Genomic DNA, 15,356 nt, shown 5'->3' on the forward strand with positions numbered 1-15,356 from the left:
GCTCATTCCTGGGCCCCCATCGGCCGCCACCGGCCCACCCTGCGATCGAGCAGGCCGACGACCAGGTTCAGCAGCGCCGCGATCACGCTGAGCACGACGAGCGTGGCGAACACGCCGGCGGTGTCGAACTGGGCCGCGGCGTCGTTGATCAGGTAGCCGAGCCCCCGGTTGGAGGCCACCAGCTCGCCGATCACCGCGCCGATCAGCGCGTACGGGATGGCCACCTTGAGCCCGGTGAGCAGTCCGGTCATCGACGACGGGACGACCACCTTGAGCATGATCTCGCGCCGGCCGCCGCCCATCAGCCGCACGGCGTCCACGAGGCCGCGGTCCACCTCCCGCACGCCCGCGGCGGTGTTGAGGAAGACGAGGAAGAACACCGTCGCCGCGGCCAGCAGCACCTTCATGTGCATGCCGATGCCGAACCAGACGATGAACAGCGGCGCCAGCGCCACCTTCGGGATCGAGTACAGCGCCATGACGAACGGGTCCAGCACCCGGTAGAGCCGCGGGGCCGAGGCCAGCAGGAAGCCGGTCAGCGCGCCGGCCGCCGCGCCGAGCAGGAACCCGTACACCACCTCCTGGACGGTGATCCAGGTGTTGGACCACAGGGTGCCGTCCTCGTTCCACTCGACCAGGCGGGTCCAGATGTCGCTCGGCCGGCTCGTGAACGTGATGTCGAACCACCGCTCCGCGGCCAGCTCCCACATCACCAGCAGCGCCACGAGCAGCAGCGCCCGTGCCGACCACACGGTGACGGCGCCGCCGTGCCTGCTCCACCAGCTCCGGTGGAAGCGGACCGTCTGGGGCCTGACGGTCATCCGGCCGCCTCCCGCAGCGCCTCGGTCAGTTCGCGGTGCAGGGCGAGGAAGGCCGGGTCCAGCCGCAGTTCGCCGGCGTCCCGGGGCCTGGGCAGGCCGATCGGCCGGTCGAGCACGATGCGGCAGGCCGGGCCGAGCACCACCACCCGGTCGCCGAGCAGCAGCGCCTCCTCGATGTCGTGGGTCACGAACACCACCGTCTGCCCGCTCTCCCCCCACAGCCGCAGCAGCTCGGCCTGCAGCTCGCCGCGGAGCTGGGCGTCGAGGGCGCCGAACGGCTCGTCCATGAGCAGCGTCTCGGGGTCGCCCGCCAGCATCCTGGCCAGGCTGACCCGCCGCCGCATGCCGCCGGACAGCTCGCGCGGGTAGTACCGCTCGAACCCCACCAGGCCGACCTTCGCGATCAGCTCGGCCGCGCGCTCCCTGCGGCGCTCGGCGGGCACGCCGCCGATCTCCAGGGGCAGCTCGACGTTCCTGCGCACGCTGCGCCAGGGCATGAGCGTGTCCGACTGGGTGAGGTAGCCGACCTCGGTACGCGGGCCCGCGACCGGCAGGCCCCGGTAGACGACCGTGCCCGAGGTGGGCGTGGTGAGCCCGGCGAGCAGGTTGAGCATGGTCGACTTGCCGCAGCCGCTGCGTCCGAGCACCGTGACGAAGCCGCCCTCCGCGATCCGCAGGTCGAAGTCGTGCAGCGCCACGATGGCGAGGTCGTCCTTGACGAACCGCTTGGCCAGCCCGGACACCTCGATGACCGGACCGCTCATCGCGCGCCCGCCAGCCATCTCGAGTTCTCCACGGCCATGGTGCGTACGTCCTTGTCGGTGAACCCCTCCGCCGTCAGCCGGTCGGCGAGCAGCGCCAGACCGTCCTCGACGGGCGGGTTGAACGGCTGGCCGAGGTCGCTGGAGAGCACGGAGTGCTCCGGGCCCGCCGCCGCGATGTGCTCCAGCCAGGTCTGCCAGGAGACCTTGCCGCTGTGCGGGGTGGTGAAACAGCGTTCGAGCAGCGCGCCCTTGGCGGCCAGGGCCCGCTGCCGCTCCACGGCGACGCGCTGGGAGGTGAACTCGGGATGGGTGACGACGATGCGCCGCACGCCCTCCTCGACGGCCGCGGCCACCACGGCGTCGATCTCGTCCGCGCCGAGGTGGCCGGTGGCGAGGGTCAGGTCGTGCGCGGCGATCAGCCGCAGCACCTGCCGGGTGCGGTCGAGCACGCCGCCGCCGGGGGCCACCACCTCGACCGGGTCGGCCGCCATGCCCGCCGCGCGCAGCTCGTCCTGGAGGCGGGCCCACATCGGCGGCGTGGCCCCCTCGGGGTCGGCGGCGGTGCAGGCCCGCTGGTTGGCGCTGTCCACGGTGGGCAGCCAGACGACCTGGGCGCCGCCGCGGGCGGCGATCTCGACGGCGACCGGGTTCATGCCGCCGACGGCGGCGTTGAGGGTGATCGCGCCCACCGCGCCGAAGCCGGGGACGGCGGCGCGGACCACCGCGGCCCGCTCGGCGGTGGGGACGTAGTGGGACTTGAGCACGTAGCCGGCCAGCCCGACGTCGGCGAAGCGGGCGGCGAGCGTGAGGTCGTCGATCCGCCTGCGCATCACGTCGGGCGCGACGTGGATGTGGATGTCGTAGGCGCCCGCGACCAGTTCGCGGGCTCGCGCGGAAGGCTTGGGATGATCGGGCATGCCTGTCTCCCATGTTGTCGCCATGCTGCTGCAACAGATTGTTAACAATATGGGTGACAAGCGTCAAGGGTGATCTATGGGGGCGGTCGGATCGCCGTGTCCGATGGGCCCTGGATCACACCGAGCGCTCGCATCGCCGACTGCGGATGAATCATCTTCCCGCGATTGTCAACAATCGTGCGGACACTTAGCGGGGACGGCCGGCCGATCCCCGATCAGATGACGCTGCCGTCCGCGACCTGGCGGAACACCACGGTCGCCCGGTATCGGCCGTCGTGTCCCGGATCCGCCTCCGACGCGGCCGACACGACGTACACCTCCGCGTCGGCCCCGAAGAAGCGCACGGCCTCCTGGGCCGCCCTGATCCGGAGTTCTTCCGGGCCGGACCCGGTCACATGGGCCGTGAACTGGATGGGGAAGCTCGTGAGCTGGTGGATCCGGTCGAGGCCGTGGTCACTCATGGGAGCACCCTTCGCACGCGTTCGCACAGGAGAAGCGGATCACTCGCGACGGTAGCATCCGGGACGGACCTCGACCCGCCCCCGGCCGCCGCAGCGCAGGCCGGGGGCGATGCCGGTCCCGGCCACCCTAGGAATCATCGGTATGCGCCAGGTATGCCAGGAGCACTCCGGCCGGCCCGCCGACGGCGGCGGCGGATGCGCGGGCCGACGCCCGTCGGCGGATGCGCGCGCGGGCACCTGTCGGCCGAATGCGTGGGCGGGCACCTGTCGGCCGGATGCGTGGGCGGGCGCCCGGAGCCGCGACAATGGCAGGGTGGGTCCACATCCAGCCGTCGCCGACGTCCGCCGCGCCGTCCGCGAAGCCCTGGCCGACGTGCGCGAGGACGCGCTCGTCCTCGCGGCCTGCAGCGGCGGGGCCGACTCGCTCGCGCTGGCGGCGGCCCTGGCGTTCGAGGCTCCCCGCCTGCGCCTGCGCGCCGGCCTCCTGACGGTGGACCACCGGCTCCAGCCCGGTTCGGCGCAACGCGCCCGCACGGTCGCCGACCTGGCCACCGAGCTGCGGCTGACCCCGGCGGAGGTCCTCACGGTCACGGTCGGCACCGAGGGCGGCCCCGAGGCGGCGGCCAGGGACGCGAGATACGCGGCCCTCGCCGAAGCCGCCGACCGGCTCGGAGCCGAGACGGTGCTGCTCGGCCACACCCGGGACGACCAGGCCGAGACCGTGCTGCTCGGCCTGGCCAGGGGCAGCGGCCCGCGCTCGCTGTCGGGCATGGCGGCCACCGCGGGCCGTTACCGCCGTCCCCTCCTCCACCTGCCTCGATCCACCACCGTCGCCGCCTGCCAGGCACAGGGCCTGTCCCCGTGGGACGACCCGCACAACGCCGACCCCCGCTACACGCGCGTCCGGGTCCGTCACAAGGTCCTGCCGCTCCTGGAGGCGGAACTGGGGCCGGGGGTGGCCGACGCGCTCGCCCGCACGGCCGCCCTGGCGCGGGAGGACGCCGACGCGCTCGACGAGTGGGCCGACACCGCGTACGACGCCTGCACGTACGACGCCTGCGCCACCGCCGAGCCGGTGACCGGCGGGCCGGTGAGGCTGACCGTGGCCGAGTTGGAGCGGCTGCCGAGCGCCGTCAGGCGGCGGGTCCTGCGACGGGCCGCGATCACCGCCGGAACGCCTTCCGGCGCGCTGTCGGCCACACACGTCCTGGCCGTCGACCGGCTGGTCACGCACTGGCGTGGGCAGAAGGCGGTCAACCTACCCGGCGGCCTGTCCGCCCTCCGCCGAAACGGCCTCCTGACCTTCACCACGCCCGGCTGACCCCGTACGGTGATCCCTCAGCACGCCGAAACGGGGGCGGCACTCGTCGAGTGCCGCCCCCAGGCTGACCCCACCTTCCGGATGTGCAGGATCCCTCACGCACGCCGGCGTTTGGGCATCATGCCGAGCGAGGCGCACGCCAAGCCCGTCACAAGGATGACCGCTCCCGTGATGACGTTGCTGACGATCGTGGCGGCGCCGGCTCCGTGCGGAGACAGCACCCACGGCGCGATGATGGTCCAGACGCCGATGATCGGCAGCACCCAGGAAAGCCCGTGGGTGCGGCTGTTGGCCGATGCGATTCCGGCCGCCAGCAGGGCCACCGCTATCCCGGTGATCAGATTGCTGACGGTCAGGTTCGTACGGCCGAATATGCCCACCACCCATGGCGAGATCGCCAGGTAGAGCCCGGCCAGGAAGGCGAGCCCGCTGACGGACTGCCCTGACGGCCGTTGCGCCGCCATGTCGTAGCGATCGCGAAGCGCGGCGATGTCGGGGTGATGACCGATGTCGGTGTGCTGGCCGACGTCGGTGTGACGGCCGACATCGTAAGTGGGGCGCGTCGGCTGGTCAGCCATGGCTGACACCACCTTTCCGCTGAGAGGTTCGTTCATCGATCCCATGCCCACCCCGTCGAGCCAATGCCCCCGATCAGGTAAACGTCTCCCCAGATCCTCACGCGGTAACGCGGTACCACGGCCAAAAGGATCTATCCGCGGCATTGACCAGCGCAAACGCCACCGGACCGGCGCGGCCGGGTACGACGAGCCTGCCGTCCGCCAGGAAGCCGCCGTGACCATCGCCGCCGTCAACGAATGGCTGTGACCTCACCGCTTACGGGCCAGAAGTTGCACCGCCTGTGATCGGTGGCCGTTCATCGTGACAACGTCGATCCGGCGCTCGTCCACAACCTCGAAGTCCGAGAGAAGAGCGCGCAGCTCGGCCAGGTCGTGGTGTCGGCACACCGCACCGTCGTCAGTGGCGAACACCCCATATGGGGTGCCGAACTGCTGGGCATGCGCGGCATAGCGGGCCCGGTTTCGCTCGTCGTCCTGCAGGAGCACGTCGCTGACGTAGAGCAGCCCCCCGGACGTCAGGACACGGCTCAGCTCAGCGACCAACGCCCGCTGGGCGTCAGCCTCGGGGACACACGTCAGCACCGCGAACAGCAGAACCACGTCGAAACTCGCCGATGCATGAGCCGACTTCGGCGGAGACTTCAGGACCGCGAAGCGCAGATCAGGCATCAACTGGCGACCCCGCGCGATCAACCCGGGAGACAGGTCCACGCCGGACACATCGGTGAAGCCGTGTTCGCCCAGCTCAGCCATGACACGGCCGTACCCGCAGCCGTAGTCCAAAACCCGAGCGGTCCGGCTCACCCCTTGCAACCAGTCGGGATTCACCGGGTGGGTGAATGTCTTCGAGACGCCGACGGTGTCCCAGTACGCGACCTGACTGCCAAGATCCTTCATGCGAGTGCAGCATACGGCCCTCCGGAATCCCGCACGCCCTGGTCACGCCAATACCTGCGGTTGGGACGCTCGGTCTACGACCGGCCCCGATCGGATGGGAGCAGGCGTTCGCGGCCTAAGCGCGGGACTCATCGGCGATTAGTCGTTGGACCGCCAAGTCCTCCCGCTTCCACTTGTCCCGGGGGTGGCCGCTTCTGACCGGACCGTGCTGGACAAACGCCTTCAGACGCTTCGTCACCAGTGGGTGCCGCTGACGGCCGTCCACCTAGCTCGCGCGGGGGAGGCGATTCACCCTCACAGGTGATCAACCGTCCTCGAGGCCCGTAGAAGGTACAGCCATGGCGATCAAACTCTTGCATGCGGCCCCAGCCACCAGCGACAGAACTGAGGCAGAACTGGGATCCCCGCAGCGGCGAGCAACCCGTGCGAGGTGGCGTGCCGCAGTGATGACTCAGCCGCACGCCACCCCATCTGACGTGCGAAGTTCTCAGCGGACCGGAAGCCCGGTAACGGCGCGGCCGATGATCAGGCGCTGGATCTCGGACGTGCCCTCGAAGATCGTGTAGATCTTGGCGTCGCGGTGGAAGCGCTCCACCGGGTGCTCCCTCGTGTAGCCCGCGCCGCCCAGCACCTGGATCGCCTGCTCGGTCACCCACACCGCCGTCTCGCCCGCCACGAGCTTCGACATCGAGCCCTCCGCCTGCTCGAACGGCCGGCCGTTGCGGGCCATCCACGCGGCCCGCCAGGTCAGCAGGCGCGCCATGTCCACGCGGGTGGCCATCTCGGCGAGCAGGAACGCGATGGCCTGGTTCTCGCCGATCCGGCGGCCGAACTGCTCGCGTTCGCGGGCGTAGTCCCTGGCGTACTCGAAGGCCGCGCGGGCGATGCCCACCGCCATCGCGGCCACCGACGGGCGGGTGGTCTCGAACGTGCGCATGGCCCCCTGCTCCCCGGCCCGCTCCCCCTTCCGTACCCGCGCCAGCCGGGCCTCCAGCTTCTCCTTGCCTCCGAGCAGGCACGAGCCGGGTACCCGGACGTCCTCGAGGACGACCTCGGCCGTGTGCGAGGCGCGGATGCCGTGCTTGCGGAACTTCTGCCCCATGGACAGCCCCGGCGTGCCCGGCGGGACGACGAACGACGCCTGTCCCCTGGTCCCCAGCGACGGGTCCACGGAGGCGACGACCACGTGGACGTTCGCGATGCCGCCGTTGGTGGCCCAGGTCTTGACGCCGTTGAGCACCCAGTCGTCCCCGTCGGGGACGGCGCGGGTGCGGATGGCGCCGACGTCGGAGCCCGCGTCCGGCTCGGAGGCGCAGAACGCGCCGAGCTTGACGTCGTTCTCGGTGCCGAACATCTGCGGCAGCCACTCCCCCATCTGCTCGGGGGTGCCGTTGGCGGCCAGCGCGGCGGCGGCCAGTCCGGTGCCGGTGATGGACAGGCCGATGCCGGCGTCGCCCCAGAAGATCTCCTCGAACGCCACCGGCAGCGCGAGCCCGCTGTCCTCGAACCACTGGCCGGCGAAGAAGTCGAGGGAGTACAGCCCGGCCTTGGCCGCTTCCTGGATGACCGGCCAGGGGGTCTGCTCGCGCTCGTCCCACTCGGCGCCCGCGGGGCGGATCACGTCGCGGGCGAACGCGTGCACCCAGTCGCGCACCTCGGCCACGTCGCCGCTCAGCTCCGGACAGAAGCCCGCCATACGTCCCCCTCAAGTTACCGGTGGTAACACCCTACCGGCCGGTAGCGCCGGGCCGGAATGCCCGGTCGGCCGCAAACCCTCGGTAATATTGCGGTCACTCTCCGAAGGAGCACGGTTGAACCGCTGGCTGATCGCGCTGCTCGCCGCCCTCACCGCCGCGGCCGGCTACCTGCTGCTCGCGCCGCCCGCGACCATGCGCGCGACGGCCCGCTTCGACCGGGCCGTGGGGCTGTATCCGGGCTCCGACGTGCGGATTCTCGGGGTGCGGGTGGGGCGGGTGCGCGCGGTCGTCCCCGAGGGGGCACGGGTGCGGGTCGAGCTGGAGTACGACGCCGCCCACAAGGTCCCGGCGTCCGCGCAGGCGGTCATCGTGGCCCGTTCCGTCATCGCCGACCGGTACGTCCAGCTCACGCCCCCGTACACCGCGGGCCCGGCGCTGGCCGACGGCGCGACGCTGCGCGTGGCCCGCTCGCCCGTCGAGATCGACGAGGCGCTGCGGGCCTACGACCGGCTCGCGGTGGCCCTCGGCCCGCGCGGGGCGAACGCCGACGGCGCGCTGTCGCGGCTGCTGCGGGTGTCGGCCGAGACGTTCGGCGGCCAGGGCGAGAGCGTGGGCGCCACCGTGCGCGGGCTGTCCGACGCCGCCGCCACGCTGGCCGCGAGCGGCGAGGACGCCGCGCAGACGGTTCGCGATCTGGCCGTCGTCACGGGCGCGCTGGCCCGCGACGACACCGCGGTCAGGGCGTTCATGAAGGATCTGGCGGGGGTGTCACGGCAGCTCGACGGCGAGCGGGACGAACTGCGCGCCGTCCTGGCCGGGCTGTCCGGCACGCTCGGCGAGGTCGCCGACTTCGTCGAGGACAACCGGGGCGAGATCACGGCGAGCACCCGCGACCTCGCCCGCCTGACCCACCTGCTCGTACGCCAGCGCGAGTCCATCGAGACCTTCCTCGACACGGCGCCGCTCGCGCTGAACAACGCGAACAACGCCTACGACCCGGCCAGCGGGACGTTCCGGACCCGGCTGAACCTCAACGGTCAGACCGACGACGTCGCCATGTGGGTCTGCTCGCTGCTGCACGCGGTGGACGGCCGGTGCGAGAGCCTGCTCAAGGGGCTCAACCCGGCGGGGCGGGCGGCAGGGCGGGCGGTGGCGTTCGACACGTCGTGGCTGCTTCCCGACGCCCGCGCCGGACGGCCCGACCTCACCCTCGGCGGCCTGGTCCTGCGCGTGCGCTGACCCGCCCCGAGCACGGCCACCGTCACAGTGGGGGGCACCGTCAGGGCGTCCGGGCCGGCTGCTTCGCGGCCGTCCGGGTGGAGGCCAGGACGGCGAGGGCGGCCAGGGCCATGCCGATCGCGAGGCCGTACACGAGTGGGGTGAAGCCGCCGAACGCGGCGGCCACCTGCGGCCCGGCGCTGCCGCCGACCGCCAGCGCGGCGGAGAACAGCGCCAGCGCGGTGCCCCGGACGCGGCCCGCCTCGGCGGAGACGGCCTCGTTCATGCTGGGCAGGCCGCCGGTGATGGCGGCGACGTACAGGGCGAGCAGCAGCACCAGCGCGGCGGTGCCGGTCATGCCGATGACCGCGAGCACGAGCGCGCCGGCCGCCAGGAACGCCGCCGCCCTGGTCGTCGTGCGGATCCTGGCCAGCCAGGGCATGAGGAGCGGCACCAGCACGATCGACGGCAGCCCGGCCGCGCGCAGCGCGAGGAGGTCGGCGGGCGAGTTGCCGCCGTAGATCTGCAGGCCGGTGTAGACGGCCACGAATCCGGCCATCAGCATGACCGTGGCCAGGTAACGCAGGCTCAGCACGCGGTGGAACAGCAGGCCGGGCAGCGGCCGGTACGCCGACAACACCGATCCCACGCCCGCGCGGAGCCCGTGCGTCGGACGAGTGGCCTCGCGTGGCGGGTCGGGCAGCATGACGGCGCGTACGCCCAGCGAGGCGAGCACGAGCCCGGCCGCCGAGATGGCGAACATCCCGCGCCAGCCGATGGACTCCACCAGGAGTTGGGCGGCGACCTGGAGCGCCACGGCCGAGGCGAGGAACGCCCCCGTCACGGCGGCGACGGTGACCACGCGGCGGCGCGGCTCCAGCCGTTCGGCCAGGTAGGCCAGCCCGGCGGGCGGGAACATCGCCACCGTCACGCCCTGCACCGCCCGCAACGCCATCGCCGCCTCGGGCGAGGGGCTCAACGCGACCAACGCCGTCGTCACGGCGGCCAGCGGCAGTCCGATCATGAGCAGCCTGCGACGGCCGTACCGGTCGGAAAGCGGGCCGAAAATGAGGAAACCGGCACCGTATCCGATGCCGAACACGGTCACCAGCCACGTCAGCCCGCCGGCCGAGGTCCCCCAGCCGGCGGCCATGTCGTGCAGGAGCGGGATCACGACGTACAACTGGCCGCTGACCAGGATCGCGGTGAGGGTGAAGGCCGTCAGCGTGCCGGCGAAGGGGGCGGTGGCGGGCGGCGACGGGGGACGCAGCCGCGGGGTGGCGGAAACAGTGCAGGTCATGGTCCGGGACGCTAACCAACCAACTGGTTGGATGTCAACCGTATGGTTGGTTTCCAACCAACCGGTTGGTGGGTAGGATGTCGCCATGACACCCAAGGTCTCGACCGCCGCCACCCGGGCCGCGCTGCTGGAGGCGGCCCGGGAGGAGTTCGCCGCGTACGGGGTGGCGGGCGCGCGCGTGGATCGCATCGCCGAGCGCGCCGGCGTCAACAAGGAGCGCATCTACGGCCACTTCGGCAGCAAGGAGAAGCTGTTCGACGCGGTCATCATGGAGGCGCTCGACGACCTGACCGCGCAGATCGCCCTGCCCGGGGGCGACCCCGTCGACTACGTGGCCAAGCTGACCGACTACTACCAGTCGCATCCCGACCTGGTGCGGCTGCTGATGTGGGAGGCGCTCAACTACCGCGAGCAGGACCTGCCGGCGGGGCGGGAGACCCGGGTCGAGCGCTGCGCGCGCAAGACCGCCTCGCTGGCGGCCGGCCGGGGCGAGGAGCCGTCGGCGGCGACGGCGCGCATGGTGTTCATGCTGACGGGGCTGGCGCTGTTCCCGTCGATGATGCCGCAGCTCGGGCGGATCATCCTGCGGGACGCGGCGGACGACCACGAGGCCATCCGCGACCAGATCGCGGACTTCGTCGCCGCCGCGCTCAAGTAGTCCGCGCTCAAGCAGGCCGCGCTCAAGTGGTGCGCGCTCAAGTGGTTTGGCCGGGTCGCTACCCGGCGTGCGCGGCCACGACCACGGTCCGCACGCCCCGCGCCTCGAACGGCTCCAGGGCCTCGGGGGCGGCGCTCGCGTCCGTCACCAGGGTCCAGGCGTCGGGCATCCGGGCCCAGGCGTGGAACGGGCGGCGGCCCAGCTTGGCGGCGTGCACGAGCAGGTAGACATGGCGGGAGCGAGCCATCATCAGCTCCTTCATCCGGGTCTGCTGCAGGCTGGCCTCGCAGATGCCGTCATCGGCCGTCACGGCGTCGGCCCCCAGGAAGACCCGGTCGAACGTCATCCGGCTCAGCGCCGCCTCCGCCAGCGGGCCCACGAAGCCCTGGCTCACCTGCCGGAGCGTGCCGCCCAGGCACTCCACGTGCACGCCGGTGGCCCCCACCAGCTCCTGGAGGGCGTTCAGGCCGGTGGTGGCGATCGTGAGGTCAGCCGCGTGGCGCAGCTCGTGGGCCAGGGCCCCGGTGGTGGAGCCCGCGTCGAGCAGGATCGTCTCGCCGGGACGGACCTGGGCGGCGGCCCAGGCGGCGATCGCGCGCTTGGCCTCGAACGCCTCCCCGATGCGCTGCCGCAGCGACGCCTCGGGGTGGGTGACCACCGCCATCGCCCCGCCGTACGTCCGCGCCAGCAGGCCCTCGGACTTGAGGTGGGCGAGGTCGCGGCGGATCGTGGAGGCGGTCACGCCGAGCTGGGCCGACAGCTCCTCGACGCTGGCCAGCCCGGTGGTGGTGGCCAGGCGGACGATCTCGTCACGGCGAACCCGCGCTGCGCGGCCCATCGATGATCCCTTCCCCTCACCCGGCCTGCGCCGACGACAGCTCAGCCGCCTGGCGAAGCGCCTCGATCATGCTACCGGCGTCCGCCACGCCCTTGCCCGCGATGTCGAACGCGGTGCCGTGGTCCACCGACGTCCTGATCACGGGCAGGCCGACGGTGATGTTCACGCCCGCCTCCAGGCCGAGGATCTTGACGGGCCCGTGGCCCTGGTCGTGGTACATGGCCACGATGAGGTCGTAGTCGCCCCGTCCGGCCAGGAAGAACGCCGTGTCGGCGGGGAGCGGGCCGTGCACGTCCATGCCCTCGGCGCGCAGCCGTTCGAGCGCGGGGACGATCTTCTCCTCCTCCTCGCCGTAGCCGAACAGGCCGTTCTCGCCCGCGTGCGGGTTGATGCCACAGACGCCGATCTTGGGACGGACGACGCCCGAACCGCGTATCGCGACCTCGCCGCGCCGGACCGTCCGCTCCACCAGGCCGGGCTCGATGCGGGCCACCGCGTCGACCAGGCCGATGTGGGTGGTCACGTGGATGACCTTGACCTTGGACGTGGACAACATCATCGACACCTCCCCCGTGCCGGTCAGGTGCGCGAGCAACTCGGTGTGGCCCGGGTAGACGTGCCCGGCCGCGTGCAGGGCCTCCTTGTTCAGCGGGGCCGTGCAGATCGCCCGCACCTCGCCGGACATCGCCAGTTCGCCGGCCAGCCGGACGTACTCGTAGGCCGCGTTGCCCGCGACCGCCGACACCTCACCCCACGGCAGGTCGTCGGGCAGCAGGCCGAGGTCGATGACGTTGATCCGGCCCGGTTCGAACACGGCCTCGGCGATCCCGTCCACCGTGACCACCTCCGGGTTCACGCCGAGGAACCCGGCGGCCTTGCGCAGGCGTCCGGCGTCGCCGATGACGACCGGACGACAGAACGCGGCGGTCTCGGGCGCGAGCAGGGCTCCGACGACGACCTCCGGGCCTACGCCGGAGCCGTCGCCCATGGTGAGGGCAATGAGAGGGGTGCTCATGTCAGCCTTTCTGGTGCGAGGTGAGCGGCGATGCGGAGGAGGCTGTCGCGGTCGCCGAAGCTGCCCGGCCTGGTGACGACCGAACTGCCGTGGGGGGTGTGGCAGTGGACGGCGCCGTGATGGATCTGGCCCAGCGGGGTCAGCTCGTGGATCTCCAGCGCGTCGAGGACCCGCCTGGCCGTCTCGCCGCCGGTCAGGACCAGGTCGGGGGCGGGCGCGTGGCCGGTGAGCGCGGTCTTGACGATCTCGGCGAGGGTCGCGGCGAGTCCCGGCGGCCCCTGCCCGGTGACGGTCAGCACGGCCGGAGCCGTGGTCGCGGCCAGGGCGTCACGCAGGCGTCGTACGGTGTGCGCGCGGCGGGCGGGCGCGAGGTCGGCGGCGGCGTCCAGGACGACGGGACGGGCGCCGCGCGCGAGCAGCAGCCGGGCCTGCTCGGCGGCTCCGGGCTCGGCGGTCCCGACGACGACCAGCAACGGGCGCCTCGCGGCGGCGGCACGAGAAGCGACGGCACCAGGTGCGACGCGAGAGGTGGCGGCGCCTGAGGCAGCATCGCCAGGGGCGGCGACCTCAGCGGCGGTGCCGGACGCGGCGGCACGAGGGGCGGCGGCATCAGGGCTGGCGGCATCAGGGGTCGCCGTGGGCGGAGGGCCGGGGTCCAGGGTGCGGCCGAGGGCGGCGGCGAGGCCGCCCGCGCCGATGAAGCGGGCGCGCGGGTCGGCGAGGAGGGCGGCGGCGGCGATCGTGTCCAGGTCGGCGTCGGTCTCCGCGTCGCACACGGCGACCTTCCCGGCGGTCCGCGACAGCGCCCGCGCGACGGCGGCCTGCCCGGCGCGGATCGTGGCCAGCGGCACGAGCACGGACGGCGCACCGCCCAGCGCCTCGGCGACCGAACCCGGCGCCGGACCGGGCTCCGCGCACCAGGTGCGCGTTTCGCGCAGCGACAGCCCGCCCACATACGGAACTCCGCCGACGACCACCCGCCCGGCGGACGGCAACGCGGACGCGAACACCACAAGCGGGACGCCACCCGGCCCTGCCGAGAGCACACCGGAGGCAACGGGCCCGGCCCCGGAGGACACGGGCGCGGAGGACACGGGCGCGGAGGACACGGGCGCGGAAGAAGCAGGCGCAGGCGCGTCGGAGGCGGCCCCCGAGGGGGCTGCGAGGCCGGCGGGCGGAGCGGTGGATACGGCGGCATCGCGGGTGTCCGCCGGCAGGGTGGTGCCCGCGCGCGAGGAAGCCGCGTGCCAGGTAGCGGCATGACAGGTCGCGGCATGGAGGGTCGCGGCGACGGTGGCGGCGATGTTGCCTCGGAGCAGCGAGTCGATCTTGATGAAGACACGGCGGTCCCCCGTGTGCCGCAGCGCCTCGCCCACCCGTTCCCCGGCCCCCGCCCGGTACCGGCAGTCGAGATCGGCCACGACCACCGGGGCCGCGAACCCGTACGGAGGCCCGGAGAGCGTGATCCGCGCCGGACGCGCGGGCGACATGAGCACCGCGGCCGTCTCCGCCGCCCCCGACAGGTCATCGGCCAAGACGAACACGGACCCGGCCATCGGGCCCACCACCGAACCAGGCACCGAACCAGGCACCCGACCGAACACCGGACCAGACGCCGGGCCGGACACCGAGCCGGGTACCTGGCTCGGCACCGAACCGGACTCGGCAGCGAGCGCGGCACCGCACGCGACAGCGGGTGCCGGATCGAGCGCCGACCCGGGCGCCGGAACGGACCCAGCGCCGGCACCGTCCGGCTCCGGCGAAGTTGCGCGAATCACGCGCCGAGTATTGCACGAAACGCGCAGATTATGCCACAGTGGCCCGCAAGTGACGTCCACCTCCCGCCCGCCGAGACCGGACGTCCCGCCATCCGGACGACCTGGACGAGGGCGGCAGGCGACGGCGGCGAGAGGAGCACTCGAGATGACCCCGGAGCCCGTGCTCGGCACCATGACCTTCGGCGACACGGTGGACGCGGACACCGCCGGGCGCATGCTCGACCTCGCCCTCGACGCGGGCGTGACCGGCGTGGACACCGCCAACGGCTACGCGGCCGGCGCCTCCGAGGAGATCCTCGGCCCGCTGCTGCGCGGGCGCAGGGACCGGGTCGTGCTGGCGACCAAGGCGGGCATCCCGCACCCGGACGCCGGCGAGCACGCGCCCCTGTCGCCCGAGGGGTTGCGCCGGTCGCTGGAGGGCAGCCTGCGACGGCTCGGCACCGACCATGTGGACCTGTTCTACCTGCACCAGCCCGACCGGGCCACGCCGCTGGAGGACACCCTGGCCACCGTCGCCGAGCTGATGGCGGAGGGCAAGGTCGGCGACCTGGGCGTGTCCAACTACGCGGCCTGGCAGATCGCCGGCATGAGCCCGCGCCCGGTGGTCGCCCAGCAGCTCTACAACCTGCTGGCCAGGCGTGTCGAGGACGAGTACGCCGAGTTCGCCGTCGCCTCCGGCCTGCGCACGATGGTCTACAACCCGCTGGGCGGCGGCCTGCTGACCGGCCGGCACCGCTTCGACCAGGCCCCGCGGACGGGCCGGTTCGGCGATTCGCGACTGGCGGCGATGTACCGGCAGCGGTACTGGGACGCCGAGTTGTTCGAGGCGGTCGAGGCGCTCGGCACGATCGCGCTGGACGCGGGGCTGCCGCTCGCGGAGTTGTCGCTGCGCTGGCTGCTCGGCAGGCCGATGGTGAGCGCGGTGCTGCTGGGCGCCTCCAGCCTCGCCCACCTGCGCGCCAACCTCGACGCGCTGGCCGCCGGGCCGCCGCCCGCCGAGGTGTCCGCCGCCTGCGACGCCGTCGGGGACGCCCTGCGCGGCCCGATGCCCGCCTACAACCGCTGAACCGCCCATCCCCGAGCCGTCCCGCCG

The 15,356-nt window shown here is 72.8% G+C and carries 15 protein-coding genes; 4 read left to right on the forward strand and 11 right to left on the reverse strand.

Annotation, left to right across the window (positions count from 1 at the left end):
• Window positions 1-2: 2 nt before the first annotated feature.
• The 4 genes from FAF44_RS33595 to FAF44_RS33610 all read right to left on the reverse strand — a co-directional run bounded on the left by FAF44_RS33595 (window position 3) and on the right by FAF44_RS33610 (window position 2,963).
• Window positions 3-821 carry an ABC transporter permease gene (locus FAF44_RS33595; RefSeq protein ID WP_237107353.1) on the reverse strand — a complete coding sequence of 273 codons (819 nt, stop codon included), beginning with the start codon at window positions 819-821 and terminating at the stop codon, window positions 3-5.
• Window positions 818-1,603 carry an ABC transporter ATP-binding protein gene (locus tag FAF44_RS33600; protein ID WP_237107354.1) on the reverse strand — a complete coding sequence of 262 codons (786 nt, stop codon included), beginning with the start codon at window positions 1,601-1,603 and terminating at the stop codon, window positions 818-820. Before FAF44_RS33600 ends, FAF44_RS33595 begins: the two co-directional genes overlap by 4 nt.
• On the reverse strand, window positions 1,582-2,502 hold the full coding sequence (locus FAF44_RS33605; RefSeq protein WP_237107355.1) for a DUF6282 family protein: 921 nt from the start codon (window positions 2,500-2,502) through the stop codon (window positions 1,582-1,584). Before FAF44_RS33605 ends, FAF44_RS33600 begins: the two co-directional genes overlap by 22 nt.
• Before the next feature lie 215 nt (window positions 2,503-2,717).
• A complete protein-coding gene (locus tag FAF44_RS33610; RefSeq protein ID WP_237107356.1) occupies window positions 2,718-2,963 on the reverse strand; it encodes a hypothetical protein in 246 nt (81 codons plus the stop codon).
• Between the two features lie 313 nt (window positions 2,964-3,276).
• Between FAF44_RS33610 and tilS the strand changes: the two genes are divergently transcribed.
• The gene (tilS, locus tag FAF44_RS33615) at window positions 3,277-4,284 is read left to right on the forward strand and encodes a tRNA lysidine(34) synthetase TilS (protein WP_237107357.1); all 1,008 of its coding nucleotides are present in this window, start codon (window positions 3,277-3,279) and stop codon (window positions 4,282-4,284) included.
• Window positions 4,285-4,379: 95 nt separating this feature from the next.
• Here tilS and FAF44_RS33620 read toward each other — a convergent pair whose 3' ends face one another.
• The 3 genes from FAF44_RS33620 to FAF44_RS33630 form a co-directional block, all read right to left on the reverse strand.
• Window positions 4,380-4,862 (reverse strand): SPW repeat protein, encoded by a 483-nt coding sequence (locus FAF44_RS33620; RefSeq protein WP_237107358.1) that lies wholly within the window; start codon window positions 4,860-4,862, stop codon window positions 4,380-4,382.
• A gap of 249 nt (window positions 4,863-5,111) precedes the next feature.
• The gene (locus tag FAF44_RS33625) at window positions 5,112-5,759 is read right to left on the reverse strand and encodes a bifunctional 2-polyprenyl-6-hydroxyphenol methylase/3-demethylubiquinol 3-O-methyltransferase UbiG (RefSeq protein ID WP_237107359.1); all 648 of its coding nucleotides are present in this window, start codon (window positions 5,757-5,759) and stop codon (window positions 5,112-5,114) included.
• A gap of 487 nt (window positions 5,760-6,246) precedes the next feature.
• Window positions 6,247-7,455, reverse strand: a complete 1,209-nt coding sequence (locus FAF44_RS33630) for an acyl-CoA dehydrogenase family protein (protein WP_237107360.1) — start codon at window positions 7,453-7,455, stop codon at window positions 6,247-6,249.
• A gap of 115 nt (window positions 7,456-7,570) precedes the next feature.
• On the opposite strand from FAF44_RS33630, the gene FAF44_RS33635 reads away from it, so the two are divergent.
• Window positions 7,571-8,695 (forward strand): MCE family protein, encoded by a 1,125-nt coding sequence (locus FAF44_RS33635; RefSeq protein WP_237107361.1) that lies wholly within the window; start codon window positions 7,571-7,573, stop codon window positions 8,693-8,695.
• 40 nt (window positions 8,696-8,735) lie between these two features.
• Here the strand turns inward: FAF44_RS33635 and FAF44_RS33640 are convergent, their stop codons facing one another.
• Window positions 8,736-9,974 (reverse strand): MFS transporter, encoded by a 1,239-nt coding sequence (locus FAF44_RS33640; protein ID WP_237107362.1) that lies wholly within the window; start codon window positions 9,972-9,974, stop codon window positions 8,736-8,738.
• 85 nt (window positions 9,975-10,059) lie between these two features.
• Here FAF44_RS33640 and FAF44_RS33645 point away from each other — a divergent pair, with 85 nt between their 5' ends.
• Window positions 10,060-10,632, forward strand: a complete 573-nt coding sequence (locus tag FAF44_RS33645; RefSeq protein ID WP_237107363.1) for a TetR/AcrR family transcriptional regulator — start codon at window positions 10,060-10,062, stop codon at window positions 10,630-10,632.
• A 58-nt stretch (window positions 10,633-10,690) separates the two neighbouring features.
• On the opposite strand, the gene FAF44_RS33650 is transcribed toward FAF44_RS33645, so the two are convergent.
• From FAF44_RS33650 to FAF44_RS33660, 3 genes are read right to left on the reverse strand one after another with little or no spacing between them, the layout of a single operon-like run.
• Complete coding sequence (locus FAF44_RS33650; protein ID WP_237107364.1) at window positions 10,691-11,470, reverse strand: DeoR/GlpR family DNA-binding transcription regulator; 780 nt, start codon at window positions 11,468-11,470, stop codon at window positions 10,691-10,693.
• Window positions 11,471-11,486: 16 nt separating this feature from the next.
• Complete coding sequence (pdxA, locus tag FAF44_RS33655; RefSeq protein WP_237107365.1) at window positions 11,487-12,485, reverse strand: 4-hydroxythreonine-4-phosphate dehydrogenase PdxA; 999 nt, start codon at window positions 12,483-12,485, stop codon at window positions 11,487-11,489.
• Window positions 12,482-14,041: a four-carbon acid sugar kinase family protein gene (locus FAF44_RS33660; RefSeq protein WP_272895375.1), complete on the reverse strand. Its 1,560-nt coding sequence runs from the start codon at window positions 14,039-14,041 to the stop codon at window positions 12,482-12,484. Before FAF44_RS33660 ends, pdxA begins: the two co-directional genes overlap by 4 nt.
• Before the next feature lie 367 nt (window positions 14,042-14,408).
• Between FAF44_RS33660 and FAF44_RS33670 the strand changes: the two genes are divergently transcribed.
• Window positions 14,409-15,329 carry an aldo/keto reductase gene (locus tag FAF44_RS33670; protein ID WP_237107366.1) on the forward strand — a complete coding sequence of 307 codons (921 nt, stop codon included), beginning with the start codon at window positions 14,409-14,411 and terminating at the stop codon, window positions 15,327-15,329.
• The last annotated feature ends 27 nt before the right edge of the window (window positions 15,330-15,356 follow it).

The sequence above is a fragment of the Nonomuraea sp. MG754425 genome (assembly GCF_021699195.1).
In the GTDB taxonomy this organism is placed as follows: domain Bacteria; phylum Actinomycetota; class Actinomycetes; order Streptosporangiales; family Streptosporangiaceae; genus Nonomuraea.

Coding starts and splice junctions, on each gene's coding strand:
- FAF44_RS33595 (WP_237107353.1), bottom strand. CDS start 821: ATGACCGTCAGGCCCCAGACGGTCCGCTTCCACCGGAGCTGGTGGAGC.
- FAF44_RS33600 (WP_237107354.1), bottom strand. CDS start 1,603: ATGGCTGGCGGGCGCGCGATGAGCGGTCCGGTCATCGAGGTGTCCGGG.
- FAF44_RS33605 (WP_237107355.1), bottom strand. CDS start 2,502: ATGCCCGATCATCCCAAGCCTTCCGCGCGAGCCCGCGAACTGGTCGCG.
- FAF44_RS33610 (WP_237107356.1), bottom strand. CDS start 2,963: ATGAGTGACCACGGCCTCGACCGGATCCACCAGCTCACGAGCTTCCCC.
- FAF44_RS33620 (WP_237107358.1), bottom strand. CDS start 4,862: ATGGCTGACCAGCCGACGCGCCCCACTTACGATGTCGGCCGTCACACC.
- FAF44_RS33625 (WP_237107359.1), bottom strand. CDS start 5,759: ATGAAGGATCTTGGCAGTCAGGTCGCGTACTGGGACACCGTCGGCGTC.
- FAF44_RS33630 (WP_237107360.1), bottom strand. CDS start 7,455: ATGGCGGGCTTCTGTCCGGAGCTGAGCGGCGACGTGGCCGAGGTGCGC.
- FAF44_RS33640 (WP_237107362.1), bottom strand. CDS start 9,974: ATGACCTGCACTGTTTCCGCCACCCCGCGGCTGCGTCCCCCGTCGCCG.
- FAF44_RS33645 (WP_237107363.1), top strand. CDS start 10,060: ATGACACCCAAGGTCTCGACCGCCGCCACCCGGGCCGCGCTGCTGGAG.
- FAF44_RS33650 (WP_237107364.1), bottom strand. CDS start 11,470: ATGGGCCGCGCAGCGCGGGTTCGCCGTGACGAGATCGTCCGCCTGGCC.
- pdxA (WP_237107365.1), bottom strand. CDS start 12,485: ATGAGCACCCCTCTCATTGCCCTCACCATGGGCGACGGCTCCGGCGTA.
- FAF44_RS33660 (WP_272895375.1), bottom strand. CDS start 14,041: ATGGCCGGGTCCGTGTTCGTCTTGGCCGATGACCTGTCGGGGGCGGCG.
- FAF44_RS33670 (WP_237107366.1), top strand. CDS start 14,409: ATGACCCCGGAGCCCGTGCTCGGCACCATGACCTTCGGCGACACGGTG.